19 protein-coding genes and 1 tRNA gene are annotated in these 20,937 nt (G+C 62.7%); 10 read left to right on the top strand and 10 right to left on the bottom strand.

Annotated features, from left to right (window positions below; all coding sequences use genetic code 11):
* Positions 1-169: 169 nt before the first annotated feature.
* Together ACZ5TH_RS05995 and ACZ5TH_RS05990 are read left to right on the top strand one after the other, a co-directional pair.
* A complete protein-coding gene (locus tag ACZ5TH_RS05995) occupies positions 170-703 on the top strand; it encodes an antirestriction protein ArdA (RefSeq protein ID WP_464794958.1) in 534 nt (177 codons plus the stop codon).
* A 2-nt stretch (positions 704-705) separates the two neighbouring features.
* Positions 706-1,002 (top strand): hypothetical protein, encoded by a 297-nt coding sequence (locus tag ACZ5TH_RS05990; RefSeq protein WP_464794957.1) that lies wholly within the window; start codon positions 706-708, stop codon positions 1,000-1,002.
* 703 nt (positions 1,003-1,705) lie between these two features.
* Here ACZ5TH_RS05990 and ACZ5TH_RS05985 read toward each other — a convergent pair.
* From ACZ5TH_RS05985 to ACZ5TH_RS05965, 5 genes are all read right to left on the bottom strand, one after another.
* On the bottom strand, positions 1,706-2,845 hold the full coding sequence (locus ACZ5TH_RS05985) for an aminotransferase class I/II-fold pyridoxal phosphate-dependent enzyme (RefSeq protein WP_464794956.1): 1,140 nt from the start codon (positions 2,843-2,845) through the stop codon (positions 1,706-1,708).
* A gap of 7 nt (positions 2,846-2,852) precedes the next feature.
* On the bottom strand, positions 2,853-3,542 hold the full coding sequence (gene pgl, locus ACZ5TH_RS05980; RefSeq protein WP_464794955.1) for a 6-phosphogluconolactonase: 690 nt from the start codon (positions 3,540-3,542) through the stop codon (positions 2,853-2,855).
* Positions 3,532-4,548 carry a UDP-glucose 4-epimerase GalE gene (galE, locus tag ACZ5TH_RS05975; RefSeq protein ID WP_464794954.1) on the bottom strand — a complete coding sequence of 339 codons (1,017 nt, stop codon included), beginning with the start codon at positions 4,546-4,548 and terminating at the stop codon, positions 3,532-3,534. The genes pgl and galE overlap by 11 nt, the downstream gene beginning before the upstream one ends.
* Positions 4,549-4,786: 238 nt before the next feature.
* Positions 4,787-6,961 (bottom strand): 3-hydroxyacyl-CoA dehydrogenase NAD-binding domain-containing protein, encoded by a 2,175-nt coding sequence (locus tag ACZ5TH_RS05970; RefSeq protein WP_464794953.1) that lies wholly within the window; start codon positions 6,959-6,961, stop codon positions 4,787-4,789.
* A 77-nt stretch (positions 6,962-7,038) separates the two neighbouring features.
* Positions 7,039-8,247, bottom strand: coding sequence for an acetyl-CoA C-acetyltransferase (locus tag ACZ5TH_RS05965; protein WP_464794952.1), 1,209 nt, complete (start codon positions 8,245-8,247; stop codon positions 7,039-7,041).
* Positions 8,248-8,396: 149 nt separating this feature from the next.
* Between ACZ5TH_RS05965 and ACZ5TH_RS05960 the strand changes: the two genes are divergently transcribed.
* Positions 8,397-10,058: an MFS transporter gene (locus ACZ5TH_RS05960; protein ID WP_464794951.1), complete on the top strand. Its 1,662-nt coding sequence runs from the start codon at positions 8,397-8,399 to the stop codon at positions 10,056-10,058.
* Positions 10,059-10,062: 4 nt separating this feature from the next.
* Here ACZ5TH_RS05960 and ACZ5TH_RS05955 read toward each other — a convergent pair whose 3' ends face one another.
* The gene (locus ACZ5TH_RS05955) at positions 10,063-10,644 is read right to left on the bottom strand and encodes a nucleotidyltransferase family protein (protein ID WP_464794950.1); all 582 of its coding nucleotides are present in this window, start codon (positions 10,642-10,644) and stop codon (positions 10,063-10,065) included.
* 192 nt (positions 10,645-10,836) lie between these two features.
* On the opposite strand from ACZ5TH_RS05955, the gene folE reads away from it, so the two are divergent.
* The 4 genes from folE to ACZ5TH_RS05935 all read left to right on the top strand — a co-directional run bounded on the left by folE (position 10,837) and on the right by ACZ5TH_RS05935 (position 13,970).
* Positions 10,837-11,445: a GTP cyclohydrolase I FolE gene (folE, locus tag ACZ5TH_RS05950; RefSeq protein WP_449473122.1), complete on the top strand. Its 609-nt coding sequence runs from the start codon at positions 10,837-10,839 to the stop codon at positions 11,443-11,445.
* On the top strand, positions 11,442-12,278 hold the full coding sequence (locus ACZ5TH_RS05945) for an SDR family oxidoreductase (RefSeq protein ID WP_449473120.1): 837 nt from the start codon (positions 11,442-11,444) through the stop codon (positions 12,276-12,278). Before folE ends, ACZ5TH_RS05945 begins: the two co-directional genes overlap by 4 nt.
* Before the next feature lie 53 nt (positions 12,279-12,331).
* The gene (locus ACZ5TH_RS05940) at positions 12,332-13,108 is read left to right on the top strand and encodes an enoyl-CoA hydratase-related protein (RefSeq protein WP_464794949.1); all 777 of its coding nucleotides are present in this window, start codon (positions 12,332-12,334) and stop codon (positions 13,106-13,108) included.
* Between the two features lie 568 nt (positions 13,109-13,676).
* Entirely contained in the window at positions 13,677-13,970 is a 294-nt protein-coding gene (locus tag ACZ5TH_RS05935; protein WP_464772456.1) for a hypothetical protein, read from the top strand.
* Between the two features lie 22 nt (positions 13,971-13,992).
* Here the strand turns inward: ACZ5TH_RS05935 and ACZ5TH_RS05930 are convergent.
* The 4 genes from ACZ5TH_RS05930 to ACZ5TH_RS05915 form a co-directional block, all read right to left on the bottom strand.
* A tRNA-Thr gene (locus tag ACZ5TH_RS05930) sits at positions 13,993-14,068 on the bottom strand.
* Positions 14,069-14,098: 30 nt separating this feature from the next.
* The gene (locus ACZ5TH_RS05925; protein WP_464794948.1) at positions 14,099-14,959 is read right to left on the bottom strand and encodes a hypothetical protein; all 861 of its coding nucleotides are present in this window, start codon (positions 14,957-14,959) and stop codon (positions 14,099-14,101) included.
* Entirely contained in the window at positions 14,956-16,278 is a 1,323-nt protein-coding gene (locus ACZ5TH_RS05920; RefSeq protein WP_464794947.1) for a replication-associated recombination protein A, read from the bottom strand. Before ACZ5TH_RS05920 ends, ACZ5TH_RS05925 begins: the two co-directional genes overlap by 4 nt.
* 27 nt (positions 16,279-16,305) lie before the next feature.
* Positions 16,306-17,484 (bottom strand): glycosyltransferase family 4 protein, encoded by a 1,179-nt coding sequence (locus ACZ5TH_RS05915; RefSeq protein ID WP_464794946.1) that lies wholly within the window; start codon positions 17,482-17,484, stop codon positions 16,306-16,308.
* Between the two features lie 120 nt (positions 17,485-17,604).
* Here ACZ5TH_RS05915 and ACZ5TH_RS05910 point away from each other — a divergent pair, with 120 nt between their 5' ends.
* From ACZ5TH_RS05910 to rnr, 3 genes are all read left to right on the top strand, one after another.
* Complete coding sequence (locus ACZ5TH_RS05910) at positions 17,605-17,823, top strand: hypervirulence associated TUDOR domain-containing protein (protein WP_464794945.1); 219 nt, start codon at positions 17,605-17,607, stop codon at positions 17,821-17,823.
* 42 nt (positions 17,824-17,865) lie between these two features.
* Positions 17,866-18,516: an MOSC domain-containing protein gene (locus ACZ5TH_RS05905; RefSeq protein ID WP_464794944.1), complete on the top strand. Its 651-nt coding sequence runs from the start codon at positions 17,866-17,868 to the stop codon at positions 18,514-18,516.
* Between the two features lie 67 nt (positions 18,517-18,583).
* Positions 18,584-20,935 carry a ribonuclease R gene (gene rnr, locus ACZ5TH_RS05900; RefSeq protein ID WP_464794943.1) on the top strand — a complete coding sequence of 784 codons (2,352 nt, stop codon included), beginning with the start codon at positions 18,584-18,586 and terminating at the stop codon, positions 20,933-20,935.
* Positions 20,936-20,937: the final 2 nt, after the last annotated feature.

The raw sequence follows: 20,937 nt of genomic DNA, 5'->3' as shown, positions 1-20,937 counted from the left end.
GGGGCGCTGCCCCTTGCGCGCTGCGAAGCGCCTTCCGCCCAGCTTCCTCCGCTAAAGCTCCGTGCAGCCGGTTCCCCGCGAAGGCGCTTGCTCCGCTTGCCCCCCGCTGTTCGCCACGAGGCAGGGTTTCAGAACGCGACCTGAACCCCGAACCAAATGGAGAATAGAAATGGCAACAACCATCACCGCTACCGAACAACCCCGCATCTATGTGGCCTGCCTTGCCGCCTATAATAGTGGCCATCTGCATGGCGCTTGGATCAATGCCGCGCAGGAGCCTTGGGCGATTTATGACGCCGTGAGGATCATGCTGGCCGCTTCACCCGTCGAGGACGCGGAAGAGTGGGCGATCCATGATTATGAAGGCTTTGGCGGCATTCGTATCGAGGAATATGCCAGCTTTGACCGCGTCAGCGAATTGGCCGCTTTCATCGTGGAGCATGGCGAGATCGGCGCGGCTTTGCTCGATCATTACAGCTGCGATCTGGACGAGGCGCGGGAGGCGCTGACCGACCGCTATCTTGGCGCACATGCCAGCCTTGCCGACTATGTTCAGGAGTTGACCGAGGAAACCACGGCTATTCCGCATGCGCTCCGTTACTACGTCGATTATCAGGCCATGGCGCGTGATGCCGAAATGAATGGCGACCTGTTCACCGTCTCGACCGCTTGGGACGTTGTGCATGTCTTTGCGGGGTACTGACCATGGAGCAGCATCCCCAAACCCACCGATTTACATGGCGCGGTATCGAAATTGAGGCGCGCTATAGCCCCTCCAAATGGGGTGTGATCGCACACCTTGAAATCGAGAGCATCCAGCCGCCGCGCGCACCGCTGCCCGTTACGGAAACCGGATATAGATCGCACTTTCACCCGTGCGGCACGGTCGAAGCCAATGGTGGCGATGTCGTGGCGCAGGTGATTGCCTGGCTGGACGAGGCCGCCGCCACGCCGCCATGGCAGCGGTATGCCGAAAGCAGCCGACAGGGCGAATTGTTTTGAAGGAAAGGAAAAGGCCGCGCGCGTCATGCGCGGACTTTTTCCGCCCACGCCCCGGAACCCGCCCAGCAGCGGCTACGCCGTATCATCCAGCCGCGCCAACAATAGCCACAGCCAGACCTAACCTACTGAAAGCGAATGTGGCGGAGCCTTCCGTTTAGCACAGGGATTAGCACACAAGCGCAAAATCTCTTGAAAAACGCTGAAAATTCAGTATATTGATTTATCCACTGCCGGACTCAAAATCCGGTTCCGAAAGGAGTGTCGGTTCGATTCCGACCGCCCGCACCATCTTTGTTTGCGCGATGCCGCCCACCAACCCATCGCGCGGGTTCGACTTCGCTCCGCTCAGCCGTACCATCCCCAAGAAAGACCCGGCAGCACGAAGCCGCCGGGCCAAGGGGGACTTTTATCAGGTAAAAGCCTGGGGTCGCCGGGCTTCCCTAGCGCGAAAAGATGACAATTCCAGTTAATCGGCAGCGGTCCATCCATAATGGATCAAACAGCGGGCCAACATTCACCCAGCCGTATTTGTGAGCAGAGGCCCCCACAGCTTCACGTCATGAACAACTTTACGTCATGCCAGCGCAAGCTGGCATCTCGGCCGATAGGGGACGGCTTAGCCTCACGAGAACCCAGCCTTCGTTGGGATGACATAGACCTTTCCGAACTTCCTCCGCGTCTCCGCGCCTCCGAGTGGAAAAAACTAAACCCGCTGCCGCTGCGCCCCAAACCATGGCACCAGCCGCCTGATCGCTTCCTCCACCCTGTCCGTCGACACGGCAAAGCTGATGCGGATATGCCGGTGTCCATCCACCGGATCGAAATCGATCCCCGGCGCCGTCGCCACCCCGGTTTCCTCCAGCAACCGCTGGCAAAAGCCGAGGCTGTCATCCGTCAAATGCCCCACATCGGCATAGATGTAGAAGGCCCCATCCGGCGGTGCGATCTCCTTCAACCCCAGCGAAGGCAGCGCCGCCAGCAGCAACTCCCGGTTCCGCCGATAATTCGCGACATGCCCCTCAAGCTCGTCGAGGCAATCGAACGCCTTCAACCCCGCATGCTGGGCGAGGGAAGGGGGCGTCAGGAACAAATTCCCCATCCGCGCCCGCGCCGCCTCGACCAGCGCCTGCGGAAACACCACCCAACCAAGCCGCCACCCGGCCATGGAAAAATATTTCGAAAAGCTGTTCACGACCACCGTGTCGGGCGCGAACTCCAGCATCGAATGCGCCGCCTCGCCATAGGAGAGGCCGTGATAAATTTCGTCCGACACGATCCTGATTCCGCGCCGCACACAGACCTCCGCGATTCGCGCCATTTCGTCAGCAGGAATGATCGTACCGGTCGGATTGGCCGGACTCGCGATGATCACGCCATCGGGCGCAGGCTCCATTGCCTCCAGCGCAGCCGCGCTGATCTGGTATCGCTCGGCAGGCCCGCAATCCACCTCGACCGGCTCCAGATACATTGCCCGCATTGTATTGCGATACGCGACATAGCCCGGCCGCGCCGTCGCCACCCGTGCGCCCGGCGCGAACAGGCAACTGAGCGCCAGCACCAGCCCCGGCGAAGCGCCGCAAGTCAGCAATATCTGCTCTGCCTTCACCGCCACGTCATAGCGTTCGCGATACAGCAGCGCGATCCGCTCCTTCAGCGCCGGGCTTTCCCAATAGCCCATCGGATCACTGTCCAGCACCCGATGCGCCTCGGCAATCGCAGCGGTAGGCGCGCCGGTCGAAGGCTGGCCGAACTCCATATGCAGGATCGACCGCCCCTCGGCCTCCAGCCGATGCGCCTCCACCCCAATGGCGATGGCATGAAAAGGATCAATCTGCGCAATCATGCGCGCCTTACTCCGAAATCCAGACCTCGACCGACACGCCATGCTGGCACAGCGCCACCCGGATCGGCAGCTCCTCAACTGGCCCGCCAGCCAGCGCGCGGTCATAAACCGCCTTCTTCGCCGCGCCACCGATTTGCAGGAAGATATGCCGACTCTTCAGGATGGCCTTGGCGCTAAGCGACATGCGCTGATGCGGCGCGGCAGGCGGCGTCACGGCCAGCGTCAGCGCGCTCGTAGCCAGCCCCTCGGCCAGCTCCTTCGCCTCCGGGAACAGCGAAGCCGTATGCCCATCCTCGCCCATGCCGAGCAGCACGATGTCGAGCGGCCAAGGCAGCTCCGCCAGTGCCGCTTCACACGCAGCCTGCCCCGCATAGGCATCCGCAGCGTCATTCTTCATGCCCACAAACCGCGCCTTCGCCGCTGCGCCTTGCAACAGCGTCTCGCGAACCAGCCGCTCGTTGCTGTCCGCATGATCGGGTGCGACCCATCGCTCATCGACCAGCGTCACGACGACCTTGTCCCAATCCAATCCCGCCGCCGAAAGCGCCTCCAGCACCGGCCGAGGCGATCGTCCGCCTGACAGTGCGATCGTCGCCACCCCCCGCGCTGCGATCGCATCGCCCAGTACGAACTCGATCCGCCGCGCCATGTCGGCAGCCGCCAGACCGCCATCAACAAAAAGATGTTCAGTGGGCATCGCGATCGCCCCTTATGTCAGTCAGCTTGCGCTCCCACGCTAGCGCATGGGTGACGATCTGGTCCAGATCGGCATAGCGCGGCTGCCACGGAAATTCCGCCATGATCGCCCGATTGTCGGAGATCAGCGAGTCCGGATCGCCCGCGCGCCGCCCCTCCATCCGCCGTTCGATCTTGATGTTTGTCACCCGATCGACCGCATCCAGCACTTCCAGCACGGAAAAACCGCGCCCATAACCGCAATTCAGCAGATAATTCTGTTCGGGCCTGGCCATCAGGGCATCCAGCGCCAGCACATGCGCCGCCGCCAGATCGGTGACATGGATATAGTCGCGCACGCCCGTCCCGTCGGGCGTATCGAAATCGGTGCCGAACACCGACACAAATTCCCGCTTGCCCAGCGCCGCCTCGACCGCCACCTTGATCAAGTGCGTCGCGCCAGCCGTCGACTGACCCGTCCGCCCCTGCGGATCGGCACCCGCGACGTTGAAATATCGCAGCGCGCAGAAGTTCATCGGATGCGCCGCGCTGACGTCGCGCAGCATATATTCGGTCATCAGCTTGGACATGCCATAGGGATTGATCGGCCGCTGCGGCGTCGTCTCCTTGACGGGGCTTTCCTCCGGAATGCCATAGGTCGCGGCGGTGGAGGAAAAGATGAAATGCGGCACGCCCACTGTCACCGCACTCTCGATCAGATCGCGGGTCTTGGCGCTGTTGTTGTGATAATATTTGAGCGGGTTCTCGACCGATTCCGGCACCACGACGGACCCGGCGAAATGCATGATCGCCTTGACGTCATGATCGCGCAGAGCCTGCTGCACCAGTGGCTGGTCGGAGATATCGCCTTCGACAAAGGCCATATCGTCCGGCACCGCCCAACGAAAACCCGTCACCAGATTGTCGATCACGACGACGCCATAACCGGCATCGCGCAGCGCCAGCACCGCATGGCTTCCAATATAACCGGCACCACCCGTGACCAGAACCGTGGGCTTTTCGCTCATAAAAAGGACGTCTCCCGAAAATGTCGGGCGAGACCTAACGCACTGTCCGAACGATTGACAGTCTTCCGTGTTGCGCTGCGAGATCATCTGGACGAACGCCGCGACCGGGGGCACGGCTTACCCCCACCCAACCCCCGTTCGTCCTGAGCTTGTCGAAGGACTTTTCTTCTTAGAAAGAGAAGGCTTCGACAGGCTCAGCCCGAACGGGGGTGAGGACCTAAATCGCGAGCTTCAGCCTTCAAGCCGCAGCCTTCACCCCATCGTCATAAAAAGCCACCCCGCTCGCCGCCATATCCTGCAGCTGCACGGTCGGCGCAAAGCGATCCCCATGCCGCGCCGCCAACCGCTCCAGAACGGCCACCACATGGCCGATGCCGACCGTATCCATGTGGGAAAACGGCCCACCCGTCCAAGGCGCAAAGCCCCAGCCGAAAATCGCGCCCAAGTCGCCATCCTCCACCGTCTCCAGCACACCTTCCTCATAGCAGCGGGCGCATTCGATCAACTGCCGATAAAGCAGCCGTTCCTTCACCTCTTCCACATCAGGCTGCACCGCCGCGCGCGGAAACATGTCTTCCAGTCCTGGCCATAGATGCTTCTTGTCGCCCTCGGGATAATCATACCATCCCTTCGCGCTCTTGCGCCCAAGCCGCCCCAGCTCGACCATGCGCGCCATCACCGCGTCGGATGGCTGCGCTACATAGGCATCACCCAATTCCTTCTGCGCGGCGACCACGATCTTGTGGCCCAGCTCGATGGACACTTCGTCACCAACAGCCAAAGGCCCGACCGGCATGCCCAACTGCCGCCCGGCATTTTCGATGAGAGCCGGGTTGATCCCCTCGGCAACCATCTCCACGCCTTCCTGCACATAGGTGCCGAAACAGCGCGAGGTGTAGAAGCCGCGCGAGTCATTGACGACGATCGGCGTCTTCTTGATCTGGCTGACGAAATCCAGGGCCTTGGCGATCGCGGCGGGGCCGGTTTCCTTGCCAAGGATGATCTCGACCAGCGGCATCTTCTCGACGGGCGAAAAGAAGTGGATGCCGATGAAATTGGCGGGCTTGCTCCATGCCTTGGCCAGCTTGGTGATCGGCAGGGTCGATGTGTTGGACCCGAAGATCACATCGGCGCCGAGCACCTCCTCGACCTTCTTCGTCACCTCGGCCTTGATCGCCACATCCTCGAACACGGCTTCGATCACAAAGTCCGCTCCGGCGAGCGCCGCATAGTCGGTCGTCGGTGTGACGCGCGCCAACGTCTCCGCCATCTTCTCGGGCGTCATGCCCCGGCCCAGCCGCTTCTTCAGCACATCCTCGACATGCGCCTTGCCCTTTTCGGCATAGGCCAAGTCACGGTCGAACAGCATGACCTCAATGCCTGCCTGCGCAGCGACCGTGGCGATCCCCGCACCCATCATGCCCGCGCCCAGCATGGCGAGCTTCTTGGTCGCCGCCTTGGGCTGATCCTTCGGCCGTCGCGCGCCGCGTTCGGCGGCATTCTTGTTGACGAACAGGCTGCGGATCATGTTCGCCGCCTGCGGTTCCGCAGCGACCTTGGCGAAATATTTGCTCTCCACCCGTATCGCCCGATCAAACGGCAGCAGAGCGCCTTCATAGACCGCCGACAGCAGAGCCACCGGCGCATTCATGTTCCGCTGCGTCTGCTTCAAAGTCATCGGCACCGCGCCGACCATCGTCTGCACGAAGGCAGGGTTGAACGCGCCCGCACCGCCCGGAAACTTGAAGCCCTTTACATCCCACGGCTGCGCGCTGGCGGACGGATTGGCCTTCACCCACTCCTTGGCCTTCTCGACCGCCGTGCCCTGCGGCACGACTTCATCGACGGCTTTCAGCATCGCCGCTTCGGCTGGGCGGAACAGCTTGCCCTGCAACATATACATCAGCGCCGCCTGCACCCCGATGAGGCGCGGCAAGCGCTGTGACCCGCCGCCACCAGGGAAAAGGCCGATCAGGATTTCGGGCAGGCCAAGCTGCGTCTTGGGACTGTCGCCCACGACGCGCCGATGGCATGCCAGCGCCAGCTCGAACCCGCCGCCAACGCAAGTCCCCTCAATCGCGCACGCCACCGGCTTGCCGCATGTCTCCAGTCGCCGAAAGAGCTGATTGAGCACGAAAACCTGGTCGAAAATCTCGGCCGGGGCAGGGCGCTTCCCCGCGCCGCTCGCCAGCATCGACCCGAAATATTTAAGGTCCATGCCCGCCATGAATCCGCTGTCCTTGCCCGAAGCAATCACCGCGCCCTTGATCGCTTCTTCCGAACCGATGCGGACGATTGCCTCGTCCAGATCGGCCAGAAAGTCGGGACCGATGACATTCATCGACTGGCCCGGCACATCGATGGTCAGAGTAGCGATGCCGTCCGCATCGATGTCAAAATTGATGGTTTGCATAAAGCTACTGCCTCTCAACTCCGTTCGCCCTGAGCTTGTCGAAGGGCTTCACTTTTCTTCTCAAGGGGGAGGGGGGATCAAACCCGCTCGATAATAATCCCTGTCCCCATCCCCGCACCAACGCAAAGGTTCACCAGCGCCGTACCCTTGCCCGACCGCTCCAGCTCATCCAGCGCCGTGCCCAGCACCATCGCACCAGTCGCGCCCAGCGGATGGCCCATGGCAATCGCGCCGCCATTCACATTGATCCGGTCATGGTCGAGGTCCATCGCCTGCATGTAGCGCAGCACCACGCTCGCAAAGGCCTCGTTCAGCTCCCAAAGATCGATGTCATGGCTGCTCATCCCCGCCCGGTTAAGCAGCTTGCCCGCGACGAACTCCGGCCCCGTCAGCATGATCAGCGGCTCGGACCCGATCGATGCCATTGCCCTGATCCGGGCGCGGGGCTTCAAGCCATATTTATCGCCCATGTCCTTGTTGCCCACCAGTACAGCCGCCGCGCCATCGACGATGCCCGAACTGTTGCCCGCATGATGGACATGGTTCACCCGCTCCAGTTCAGGATATTTGAGCAGCGCGATCGCGTCGAAGCCCGGCATTTCCTCACCCAGCGCGGTAAAGCTCGGTTTCAGCGCAGCGAGCGACTGCATCGTCGCGTCGGGCCGCATATGCTCGTCATGGTCCAGCACCACGGAACCGATCACATCACGCACAGGAATGATCGATTTGGCAAAGCGTCCTTCGTCCCACGCTGCCTTCGCCCGCCGCTGGCTCTCCACCGCATAGGCGTCCGCATCGTCGCGGCTGATCCCGAACTTGGTCGCGATCACATCGGCGCCGATGCCCTGCGGCGCGAAATAGGTCTTGTAGGCGACCGCCGGGTCCATCGCGATCGCGCCGCCGTCAGATGACATCGGCACCCGGCTCATCGATTCGACGCCGCCGCCGATCGCTAGGCCCGCTTCGCCCGAATAGACCTTCGCCGCCGCCATGTTCACCGCTTCCAGTCCCGACGCGCAGAAACGGTTGATCTGCACCCCCGGCACCGTCTGCTCATAATCGGCGTTCAGCACGGCGGCGCGGGCGATGTCACCGCCCTGTTCGCCTATCGGTGTGACGCAACCAAGTATCACATCGTCCACGTCAGCCGTGTCGATGGCGTTGCGGTCCCGTACTGCCTGCAACACCTGTGTCGCCAGCTGGATAGGGGTGATTTCATGCAACGACCCGTCCGGCTTCCCTCGACCTCGGGGCGTCCTCACGGCATCGTAGATAAAGGCTTCCATCGCTCGGTCATTCCTCTCCGCTTGGCGTCCAGCGTGCCGCAAATGTATTTACGTTTACGTAAAGTGCAAGTCTATTCGCTTTAACATTGAACTGCTTTCCTTCCTTCCGCGTTTGACGCTCCAATCGTTTTCGGGTTCATGCATTTTCAGTGTCAGAGGCAGATTCTCCTCCAGCGCCATCGCCCTTCGCCATCCCCATCTTCCGCGCGGTATGGTTCGCCAGCCTCGCGTCCAATTTCGGCGGCCTCATCCAGTCGGTCGGCGCGGCATGGATGATGACCTCGCTATCGGGCTCCCCCATGCTCGTCGCGCTCGTGCCTGCGTCGACAACCCTGCCGATCATGCTGCTCTCGCTATGGGCGGGCGCGGTCGCGGACAATCTTGACCGTCGCCTCGTCATGCTCGCCTGCCAGCTGTCGATGCTCCTGGTATCGGCGTCGCTCGCGCTATTCGCTTGGGCAGGGCTGCTTACGCCCTGGTCGCTCCTTGCCTTCACCTTCCTCGTCGGCTGCGCCACCGCTATCAACGGCCCCGCCTGGCAAGCATCGGTCGGTGACATGGTCCCGCGTTCCCAACTGCCCAGCGCCGTCGCGCTCAACAGCATGGGCTTCAACCTCGCGCGCAGCGTCGGTCCCGCACTCGGCGGCATCATCGTCGCAGCGGCAGGCGCAGCCGCCGCCTTCCTCACCAATGCGCTGAGCTACATCGCCCTGACCATTGTGCTCCTCCGCTGGCAGCCGGAACGCGGGCCGAAGCTCCTGCCGCGCGAGCGCCTCGGCCTCGCGATGAGGGCAGGTGCGCGCTATGTCGCCATGTCGCCCAAGATTCAGCTTGTCCTGATGCGCGCAGGAGCTTTCGGCATCGGCGCGAGCGCGGTGTCCGCCCTCATGCCTCTAGTGGCGCGCGACCTGTTGAAGGGCGACGCCCTTACCTTCGGCATCCTGAGCGGCGCGTTCGGGATAGGCGCAGTCCTCGGCGCTCTGTCATCAGGCAGGCTCCGCCGCCGCTTTGCTATCGAAACCATCGTGCGCTCGGCCGCCCTTGCGCTGGCAATAGGCACCGCTATCACGGCTTCCACCGGCTGGCTGCTTGTGACCATAGCAGGGCTCCTGCTCTGCGGCGCAGGCTGGGTCATCGCGCTGTCGACCTTCAACGTCTCGGTCCAGATGTCCGCTCCCCGATGGGTGCTGGCGCGGGCTGTCGCCCTTTACCAGATGACGGCGTTTGGCGGCATGGCACTGGGCGCCTGGCTGTTCGGCTGGCTGGCGGAACATATGGGCGTGGTGACGTCGCTCCAGGTCGCCGCCGGGGTGCAGTTCGTGGCGGCGATGGTCGGCCTTTTCCTGCCGCTATCCCAGACCGGCGACGAAAATCTCGACCTCCTGAACCGCTGGCAGGAACCGCAGACCTCGGTGCCCATAGAACCACGTAGCGGACCAGTGGTCATCACCATCGAATATCGCATTCCGGCGGGTTCCGTCGTGCCGTTCCTCACCGCGATGAGCGAGCGCCGCCGCATCCGCCGCCGCGACGGCGCGCATGGCTGGTCGCTGCTCAGGGACTTGGCCGATCCCGAATTATGGGTCGAGCGTTATCACGTCTCCACGTGGCTGGACTATGTCCGCCACAACAGCCGCCGGACCATGGCGGATACCGCAAATTCCGACGCCCTTGCAGCGTTACACAGCGGATCTCATCCACCAGTCGTGCACCGCATGCTGGAAAGGCAGACCGGTTCGCTACCGATCGGCCGGATGCCCGATGTGCGGGAGATGGACGACCCGATGACCGACCCGACCCGGTCGAGCTGATCGGCTATCCCTGCGGCAGGTCGTCCGGCGTGTCGATATCGACCAACGAACTGCTCATCGCTTCGATCTGAAGCCCTCGGCTTAACAATGCCCTCGCGCCCTGATCACCGCGCAGGGTCAGCAACTCGGGAAAATGCTTTCGTCCGATGAAGGCGGGCGGCGAGGAGGAAAAGCCGTCCGTACTCGCCACCACCGACCGCACATCCTCCGCTGCCAGACATATCCGGTTATAATGCGACTGCTGCACATAGGGCATGTCGGCAAGGCAGATGAGAATGCCCCGACAGCGCCTGATCGGCATGACATGGTTCACGGCCAGCACGATACTGCTCGCCAGCCCCTCTTCAGGCTTGTCATTGACCAATATACTATAGCCACGCCTCTCCAGTTTCCGGTGGATGTCGGGAGCATCGGCGATGGGACGCGTCACCGCCACCAGTTCGGCGAAGGCGAGGGAGGCGACAGCTTCCAGTGTATGGGCAACGACCGGCTTGCCATTGAGGTCGGCCATCAGCTTATCGTCCTCGCCAAAGCGCGACGACGTCCCGGCGGCCAGCAGCACGGCGGCGATACGTTCAGTCCGCACGCCTCAGCCTTGATGCCATGGGTGGGGGAAGGGCGACAGGACGGCCATGCTTATCGGATCGGCTTCTTGTGATGCGCGTTGATGTGCCACCCGGCATGACCCCTGTCCATAGCATAGGAAAGGGGGCTGGCGTTCCGCAAACATAGCCGCCATATGCGCCCTGAACAAAGATAATGAGGAGTAGTGTCGGCCATGGACTATGATCCCGATGCCGAGGCTGTAGGCGAAGCGACAAAGGAAGCGGTGCCCGTCGATGTGGCAGATGCTATCCGTACGTTGATCCGCTGGTCGGGCGACAATCCGACGCGAGAAGGCCTGCTCGAAACGCCAGAACGCGTCGCGCGGGCGTGGCGCGAATATTGCCGTGGCTATGGCGACGATCCGGCCTATCATCTGTCGCGCATCTTCCACGAAGTGGGCGGCTATGACGATATCGTGCTGCTGAAGGACATACCGTTCCAGTCGCATTGCGAACATCATATGGCGCCGATCATCGGCCGCGCGCACATCGCCTATCTGCCCGGCAAATATGTGGTCGGCATTTCAAAGCTGGCGCGCGTTCTGCACGCCTTCGCCAACCGCCTTCAGGTTCAGGAGCGCCTGACCGCCGAAGTCGCCAACTGCATCTGGGAACATCTGAAGCCTCAGGGCGTGGCCGTCGTGATCGAAGCGACGCATGGTTGCATGACCGGGCGGGGCGTTCGCACACCCAATGTGCTCATGAAAACCAGTCGCATGCTCGGCGTATTCCGCGAGGACGAAAAAAGTCGCGAGGAAGTGCTGAAGCTCATCGAATCGTGAGCGGCGAGGAAACACCCGCTTACCGGCCCCTTGGCGGCGCGCGCGGGCAGGCCGAAGGACCGCTGCCGCTGGCGAACAAGCGTCTGGCGCTGATCACCGGCGGCCACAGGCGGCTGGGCGGCGTCATTGCCGCCGGGTTCGCGCGTGTCGGCTATTCGCTCGCCATTCACGGCAGCCATGATACCCGGCTGGACTCGGCGCTTGCCCTGACCCTCGATGAAAATGGCACGGAATGGGACGGCTTCACCGCCGACTTCTCTGATCCTGAAAGCGCCGAGGAACTGGTCGCCAAGGTCGCCGAACGCTTCGGTCGTCCGCCCGACATATTGGTGAACAGCGCCGCGATTTTCGGTCAGGACCGGCTGGACAATGTCTCCGCCGACGATCTTATGCGGCATTATGCCGTCAACTGCGCCGCGCCCGCGTTACTCACAAAATCGTTCGCAACCATACCGGCTGGGGTGGCGGATCGGTGCATCATCAATATCCTTGATCAGCGGATCGATCATCCGCACGCCGATCAGCTGGCCTATACCTTGTCGAAGTCGGCGCTGGCGGGCCTGACCCGCCTTTCCGCCGCCAGCCTCGCTCCACATATCCGGGTGAACGCAGTCGCGCCCGGTCTCACCATTGCCACGCCCGATTATGATGAGGCGCAGATGGAAAGGCTGCAATCGGCCATGCCGCTCGGCCGCTTGCCGCTGGCGGAGCAGATTGCGGAGGCGGTCCTCTATCTGGCGCAGGCGAGCGCCGTCACCGGGCAGACGCTTTATGTCGACGGTGGCGCACATATGCGCAGCTACGACCGCGACTTCATGCATATGGGAAGGTGATCGGCGGCGGTTGTTGCTGCCCCGCTGCACCACAGATTTGAAGGAAAATGACGATGAGCTTCGAAACGATTTTGGTCGAACAGCGCGAAGCGGTGACGCTGGTCACGCTGAACCGTCCGCAGGCGCTGAACGCACTCAACACGCAAGTTCTGGCGGACCTCAGCGCCGCTTTCGCGGCCTATGACGCTGATCCCTCGCAACTGTGTCTCGTGCTGACGGGTAGCGAAAAAGCCTTCGCCGCAGGCGCGGACATCAAGGAGATGGTCAGCAAGGAAGCCGCCGACTTCTTCCTGGAGGACTTCTTCTCCGGCTGGCAAAAACATGTGGTAGCGACGCGCAAGCCGTGGATCGCCGCTGTCGCGGGCTTCGCGCTGGGCGGCGGTTGCGAACTGGCCATGATGGCCGACTTCATCATCGCGGCGGACACGGCCAAATTCGGTCAGCCGGAAATCAAGCTAGGCGTCGCGCCAGGCATGGGCGGGTCGCAGCGCCTGACCAAGGCGGTCGGCAAGGCGAAGGCGATGGAAATGTGCCTCACCGGCCGCATGATGGGCGCGGAGGAAGCCGAGCGTTCGGGCCTCGTGTCGCGCATCGTACCGGCGGCGGAGCTGCTGGATGACGCGCTCAAGACCGCTGCGGCGATCGCTGCCATGCCGCCCATGGCGACCATGGTGAACAAGGAAATGGTGAACCTCGCCTTCGAAACCATGCTGGAGCAGGGGCTGATTACCGAAAGGCGTCTGTTCCAGCTGCTCACCGCCACGGAAGATCGGGTAGAGGGCATGACCGCCTTCGTTGAGAAGCGCCCGGGCGTGTGGAAGGGCCGCTAACCGGCGCGAAAAAATATCCACACTTATCCACAGCTTTAGACAGGGGCTGTCGCTGAACCGTCAGATTCCGCTTTGAACGACTCACATTTGGTGAGACCTTCGGCTTATCGAAACGAAAGAAGAAACGGAGAAATCCGGATCATCAAATCGGCGATCATATCAAAGATTTGACTGACGTTTCGGTCATCGGGCTGAAATTGGAACTGCAAGGTTCGAATGGAAACTGATGGTCTTCTAAAGACCCTGTCATGCACGCGCGAAAGCGAACGTCGGACGTGGAATTTTGAAGACAGCTGCGGAATATGGCGAATAGCCGGACAGCCGGAGCAGACACGATGCCAAACCTTCTCGGTAGAAGCATCGCGCGCCGAGTCCGATGATCGCATCTTGAAAGGGAAGCGGATCCGGGACACGACGGAAGTGGGGACCGACAGCGATGTCGGCCCCCATTTTGCTTTTGGGCCGCCCTGCGCCGGTCCATATTATCCTAAAGTCTATGTCTCTTTATTGCCAATCCATCGGCGCGGCTCTTCTGTACTCTATGAGAAGGATAGAGAAGGATCGCATCATGGATGACCAGCTGAATTCGTCGGTAACGGAGGACAGACGCAATTTTCTGAAGACCTGCGGCAGGTTTGCGGCAACGGTCCCGCCCGCCATGACCATCCTTTTATCCACTTCACTAAGCTCCGAAGCCATCGCCGCATCCAGCGGCGGTGGGGGCGGAGGCGACCGAGGCCCCAGGGACAGCGGCCCCAAGCCCGGCCCCGATTCCACGCCCAAATATGGCTCACTCGACACTGGGATAAAGACAGTGGAAGTGCGGCGGGATAAACCGGAAAATAAAAAGGGCGGTTTCTAAAACCGCTGCCTCGCAAGAGCGATGGTGCCGGCTAGAGGGTTCGAACCCCTGACCCCCTGATTACAAATCAGGTGCTCTACCAACTGAGCTAAGCCGGCACGTCGTTTGGACGGAAAAGCGCCTTACTATCAGATGACACCGAACGTCCAGCCCTCCGTTGCGGCAATATGCGGATTGAGCGCGGGTGGGGTCCAGAGGCTCGGCCTTGGCGCGACGTTGCGCATCCACGCGGCGGTGACGATCGCGTCCGCGCCATGATCATCCGGCGGCAATCCCTCATAGGGCTGGGAGCCGAGCGCGGATAGCGCATCGTCCAAAGCGCCCAGGTTCCGCATCTTTGTCCGCCCCTTGGGTCGGCCCGCCGCCCTCGCCGCGATGCTGGTATAAATCTCCACCACCAGTGACCCGCCGCGTGGAGCGGGGTCGAATGGCCAGACGGGAACATGATCCCGCACATGATGGAGCAGGCGCATCCCCGCAAAGCTCGCCTTCGCCACCTGAGCCGCGCCGATCGCGTCATAGACGGTGGACGGCTTACCTCCACCGCCCGCATTATAATGCGCTTCGCACACCCGGTTGTGCATGAAGTCGGCTTTCACTCCGTCCGCCTTGCCGAAGTAGAAATGGCGGCGGTGCGTGATATGCAGCAGACTGCCCGCACCCAGATCGGGATCATCGCACACGCTATCGACATAAGCCCAGAAGTCAGGCCCCGTCACCGGCACCTCATCACCCGGCAGATACGCCCGTCGCGTCACGAAGGGCGGCGCAAAGCTGAAATCGAACCCAAACAGTGTCGGCGCCTCCGCAGCCGCGGCGACCAACCACTCCGCCACCGCCGAACGCGACCAGACACTGCCGTCTTTCGGATGGATAAGCCGGGGAACTGCATCACCACGCTCGCACAGCGCGACTGCTATCCCCTTATGCCGCACACCCTTCGCGCCCGACCAGTCGATCGCGGCATAGCGGGTAAAGCGAGGCGTCATTCGCCTCCGCCGCGCTCGGCCCGCAGCTTGTCCCAATAAGCCATGCGCTCGGCTATGCGCGCCTCGAACCCGCGATCGGTCGGGGCAAAGAAAGTCTGAGCCTCCATCTCTTCGGGCCAATAATTGTCGCCCGAAAAGCCCTCAGCGCTGTTATGATCATATTGATAGCCCTTGCCATAGCCGATGGTCTTCATCAGCCGGGTAGGGGCGTTCAGGATATTCTTCGGCGGCATCAGCGATCCGGTATCCCGCGCCGATTTCCACGCCGCCTTCATCGCCGCATAGGCCGCGTTCGATTTGGGCGCCGTCGCGCAATAAAGGCAAGCCTGCACTATCGCCAGCTCCCCCTCGGGGCTTCCGAGAAAGTCATAGCTGTCCTTGGCCGCAAGGCACTGCACCAACGCCTGCGGGTCGGCGAGCCCAATATCCTCACTCGCAAAGCGCACCAGCCGACGTAGTACGTAAAGCGGCTGCTCCCCCGCCGTCAGCATCCGCGCCAGATAATAGAGCGCCGCCTGTGGGTCCGATCCGCGCAACGCCTTATGCAGCGCCGAGATCAGATTGTAATGCCCCTCCCGGTCCTTGTCATAGACCGCCACGCGCCGGTGCAGCAGCGCCGACAGCCCAGCCGGGTCAAGCGGCTCACCAATATCGATCGAATACAGCGTCTCGACCTGATTGAGCAGGAACCGCCCATCACCATCCGCACTCGCCAGCAAGGCGTCTCGCGCCGCCGCCGTCAGCGGCAAAGGCCGCTGCGTGATCGCCTCCGCCCGGTCCAGCAACAGCTCGAGCGCGGCGGCATCCAGCCGATGCAGGATCAACACCTGCGCCCGTGACATCAACGCCGCATTCAATTCGAAACTGGGATTCTCCGTGGTCGCCCCCACCAGAGTCACGGTCCCATCCTCGACAAAGGGCAGGAAACTGTCCTGCTGCGCCCGGTTGAACCGATGAATCTCATCCACGAACAGCAGCGTCTTGTCCCCACGCCGGGCATGCTCCTTGGCCGCCGCAAAGACCTTCTTGAGGTCGGCGACGCCCGAAAACACCGCAGAGATCGGCTCGAACCGCATATCCACCGCGTCGGCCAGCAGCCGCGCGATCGTCGTCTTGCCCGTACCCGGAGGCCCCCACAGGATGATGGACGAAAGCCGCCCAGCCGCCACCATCCGCCCGATCGCGCCTTCCGGCCCGGTCAGATGCTCCTGCCCCACGACATCGGCCAAAGTACGCGGCCGCAGGCGGTCGGCCAGCGGCGCATTTTCCCCGGCCTCACCGGACTCGTTCACGGCATCGGAAGCAAAAAGATCGACCATCGCTCCGATATAGGCAAAGTGTGCAGTTTAAGGAACCGGGCTGGAGCGCAGCCGCGCGCCCTGTGCCCGCTGGCGGATCACCCGGATATAGGTATCGACCAGCGCCTGGTTCACCTGATCCCATCCATATCGCTCCGCCTCCGCCATGGCGGCAGCCCCGGCATCGGCCCGCGCATGAGGATCGGTGCAATAGCTCGCCAACGCATCGGCAAAGGCCCCGATCGCCCCCGGACGGATCAGGCGGCCCGTCACGCCCTCGGTGACAAGGCTCTCACTACCCGTCGCCCGCGCCGCCACCGTGGGAAGCGCACAAGCCATCGCCTCCAGCGTCACATTGCCGAACGTCTCGGTGATCGAGGGATTGAACAGCATATCCATGCTGGCGACCGCGCGGCCCAACTCATCACCCTTCTGGAACCCGGTGAAAACAGCGTCCGGCAGCCGGTTCTGAAACCACTCCCGCGCGGGGCCTTCGCCGATGATCAGCACCTTGTGCCGCACATCGCGCATCTTCAACTGGTCGATCGCATCGGAAAAGACGTCCAGCCCCTTTTCCATCACCAGACGGCCGATGAAGCCGATCACCGGCTCATCATTCTCTATTCCCAGCGACTGCCGCCACGCCATGTCGCGACGTCCCGGATTGAAGATGTCCCGGTCGATTCCCCGCGTCCAAATGCCGACATCATAGCTCATCCGCTGTTCGCGCAGCAGCTGCGCCATGGACTCCGAAGGCGCGACTATAGCATCGCAGCGCCGGTAAAATCGCCGCAGCATTGATTCGATGACAGGCTCCAGAAAGGCCAGCCCATAATAGCGCGGATAGGTTTCAAACCGCGTATGGACCGAAGCCACCGCCGGAAGCCCGCTGTTCCTCGCCCATGTCACCGCCCGGTGCCCCAATGGATCAGGACTCGACACATGGACCAGATTAGGCCGAAACCGCTTCAGGTCGCGCCGAACATGCCCCGACATGCGATAGGGCACGCGATATTCCTTCCGCCCCGGTATTGCCAAGGATGGCGCGCTCACCAGATCGCCGGTCGGCTCGAACGCGGGCGTCGCGACCGTCGGCGAATAGACGCGCACAGCCGCGCCCTGACGCAGCAAATAGCCCACAAAGCGGTTGAGCGCCTGGTTCGCGCCATCGCGCACATAATTGTAATTGCCGCTGAAGAGCGCGACGCGAAGGCCAGTAACGTCCATCTGCCGCCCCTTAACCCAGCCAAATGAAAAACCCAAGGGAACCGCATCCGCAACCGGGATTTTTGTGGCCATGACCATATCGAAACGCCGCCATGATGTTGCGGCAGGAGAAGGATGAAGATGTCCGAAGCTTTCCGCAGGGGGATGCGCGTTAAGTGGAACTGGGGGCAGGGCGTAGGCCGTGGGCGCGTGGCCGAACGGTTCGACAGCCATGTGGAAAAGACGATCGAGGGCGCACTGATCCGCCGCAATGGAACGGCAAAGAACCCCGCCTATCTCGTCCAAACCGACAGCGGCAGCGAAGTATTGAAACTGGCGTCGGAACTAAGCCGCGCCTGACCCCCTCTCGCCAATTTTCCGCGCCGCTGCCATAGGGGCGGAATGGCTGAGCATCTTACCATCGAGGCGTTGCTGACCGGCACGCCCATGCCCTTTCGCGACGGTGACTATAGCGCCATCGCGAAACGGCCAATGGATGGCGTCGTCCGGATCGGATGGCAGGGGTTTGAAGGGGACGCCGTTGCCGACCCTATCCATCATGGCGGGTGGGACAAGGCGATCCACCTCTACCCCCAGGACCATTATAATTGGTGGCGCGAACGCAAGCCCGACCATCCGCTACTTCAGTCCCCCGGCGCTTTCGGTGAAAACATTGCCTCGCTGGGCATGACGGAGGAGGAAATCTGCCTCGGCGACCGCTTCTCGCTCGGCAGCGCGCTGGTAGAGGTCAGCCATGGACGCCAACCCTGCTGGAAGCTCGACCACCGCTTCGGCTCACGCGACATACTGGCCACCATCGTGAAGACCGGCCGCGCAGGTCTCTATTTCCGCGTGCTGCGCGAAGGGGAGGCGGAAGCGAAAGGGCGCATGGAACTGCTCGACCGTCCGTTGCCTGAATGGCCCATCGCACGGGTCTTTCGCCTGCTGATCGGCGGGCGGCACAAGGTTGAACCCGACGCTGTCCGGGCGCTGGCGGGCATGCCCGTCCTGGCGGAGGTTTGGCGCGACCGCGCGCGTAAGTTGGTGGAATAGCGGGCAGCGCCGCAAATCTCGGCCAAGCCATCTGGTATGCCGCTTGGGCCTTCCCTATAGCTGACCCATGGCATCGACCCAAAAGCAGAAGAAACCCGAAAAAGTCCGGCCCGCCGGCTTCCCCACTCGCGATCAGGTGATGGAATTCGTCACCTCCTCCGATCAGCCCGCAGGCAAGCGGGAAATCGCAAAAGCCTTCGGCCTCAAGGGGCAGGAAAAGATCGCGCTGAAAGCGTTGCTGAAGGACATGGCCGACGAAGGGCTGCTGGACATCGGCCCCGCGCGCGCCTTCCACAAAATGGGCGGCGTGCCAAAGGTCACCGTCCTGCGCATCGTCGATGTCGACGGCACCACCCTCATCGCCACGCCCGAGCGCTGGGAAGCCGAAGGCCAGCCCGCGCCGCGCCTCCGTGTAATGGAACGCGGCAAAAGGGGCGCGCTGACCATCGGCGACCGCATCCTCGCCCGCACGGAAGAGGCCGGGCGCGGCTGGGTTGCCCACCCGATGAAGAAGCTCGCCAAGGCGACCGAGGAACTGCTTGGCGTGGTGGAAGCGGGGGAGGGCGGCAAGCTGTGGCTGCGCCCCGTCGACAAGCGCATCCGCAAGGACACGCCGATCAGCGACGCAGGCAACGCCAGTCCCGGCGATCTCGTTCTGGCCGAACCCGTAGGCCGCCCGCCGCGCATCAGCGCGCGCGTAACCGACATATTGGGCGATCCCTTCGCGCCCCGCAGCTTCAGCCTCATCGCGATCCACAAATATGGCATTCCGCACGTCTTCCCTGAAAAGGTAGAGGATGAGGCTGTCGCCGCTTCGAACATCGCCCTGAATGAGGACAAGCGCGAGGATTTGCGCCACCTGCCCATCGTCGCGATAGACCCCGTCGATGCACGCGACCATGACGACGCCGTCTGGGCCGCACCGGACGAAGACCCCGCCAACCCCGGCGGCTATCGCGTCATCGTCGCCATCGCCGACGTCAGCTACTATGTCCGCCCCGGTAGCGCGCTCGACAAGGAAGCCCGCAAGCGCGGCAACAGCGTCTATTTCCCCGACCTCGTCGTCCCCATGCTGCCGCACCAGCTGTCCTCGGACATGTGCTCGCTACGCGCCGGACAGGACCGCGCAGCCATGGCCTGCCACCTCACCATCGACGCATCCGGCAAGGTCACCAATTGGCATTTCGCCCGCGCCATAATCCGCGTCGTCGCCGTCCTGGCCTATGAAGACGCCCAAGCGGCTATAGACGGCACATCTCCCCTCCCGCAGGCGGGAGGGGCCGGGGGTGGGCAAGGCGACACCTCACCAAATCAGCCCGACCTCCTGGAAGCCGCCCTAAAACCCCTCTGGTCCTGCTGGAAACTCCTACGCAAAGCCCGCGACAAGCGCGACCCGCTAGCCCTCGACCTCCCCGAACGCCGCGTCGTCCTCGATGAAAATGGCAAGATCGTCAGCGTCGCCGTCCGCGAACGGCTCGACGCGCATATGCTGATCGAAGATTATATGATCGCCGCCAACGTCGCCGCCGCCAAGGCGCTGGAAGGCAAGAAGGCCCCCGTCATGTATCGCGTCCACGAACCGCCCAGTCGTGACAAGCTGGTTGCGCTCAAGGAATATCTCGCGACCTTCGACATCGACTTCGCGCTGGGGCAGGTCATCAAGCCCTCAACCTTCAACCGCCTGATCGACCGCATCGGCGAGGCGGAGGAAAAGCCCCAGATCATGGAGCAAATCCTGCGCAGCCAGACCCAGGCCTATTACAGCCCCGCGAATATGGGCCATTTCGGCCTCGCGCTTGGCTCCTATGCGCATTTCACCTCGCCCATCCGCCGCTACGCCGACTTGCTGGTCCACCGCGCGCTCGTCGGCGGCTACAAGCTCGAACTCCCCGCGCCCAAGGGTGGCGTGCTGCCGGACCGCACCTCGCTCAGCGCCGACGATCATGAAAATATGGGCCGCGTCGGCGAGATGATCAGCCAGCATGAACGCCGCGCGATGGAGGCGGAGCGGGAGACGATCGACCGCTATGTCGCTGCCTTTCTCGCCGCTCATGTCGGCGAAATGGTCAACGCACGCATCACGGGCGTGCAGAATTTCGGCTTCTTCGCGACCGTCGAGGGGCTTGGCGGCGATGGCCTCGTCCCGGTGTCCACTATGGGCGACGAACGCTTCTTCTTCGACGAAGCAGGCCGCGCGCTGGAAGGCGTGGAGAGCGGCGACCGCTACACTGTCGGCCAGCATCTCCAGCTACGCCTTGCCGAAGCCGACCCGATCAACGGCTCCCTCCGCTTCGAACTCCCCGACGCCCCGCCGCAACGCCCCAGCTTCAAGAAGGACAGGACACGTCCCGGCGCGAAACGCGGCCGCCCCGCAAACATCCGGCACATGGGCGCAAAACGCGGCAAGCACCGCCGCTGAGA

Source organism: Sphingobium sp. TomTYG73, assembly GCF_055394245.1.
Note: the sequence above shows the minus strand (reverse complement) of the source record. Positions and strands in the feature narration are given on the sequence as shown.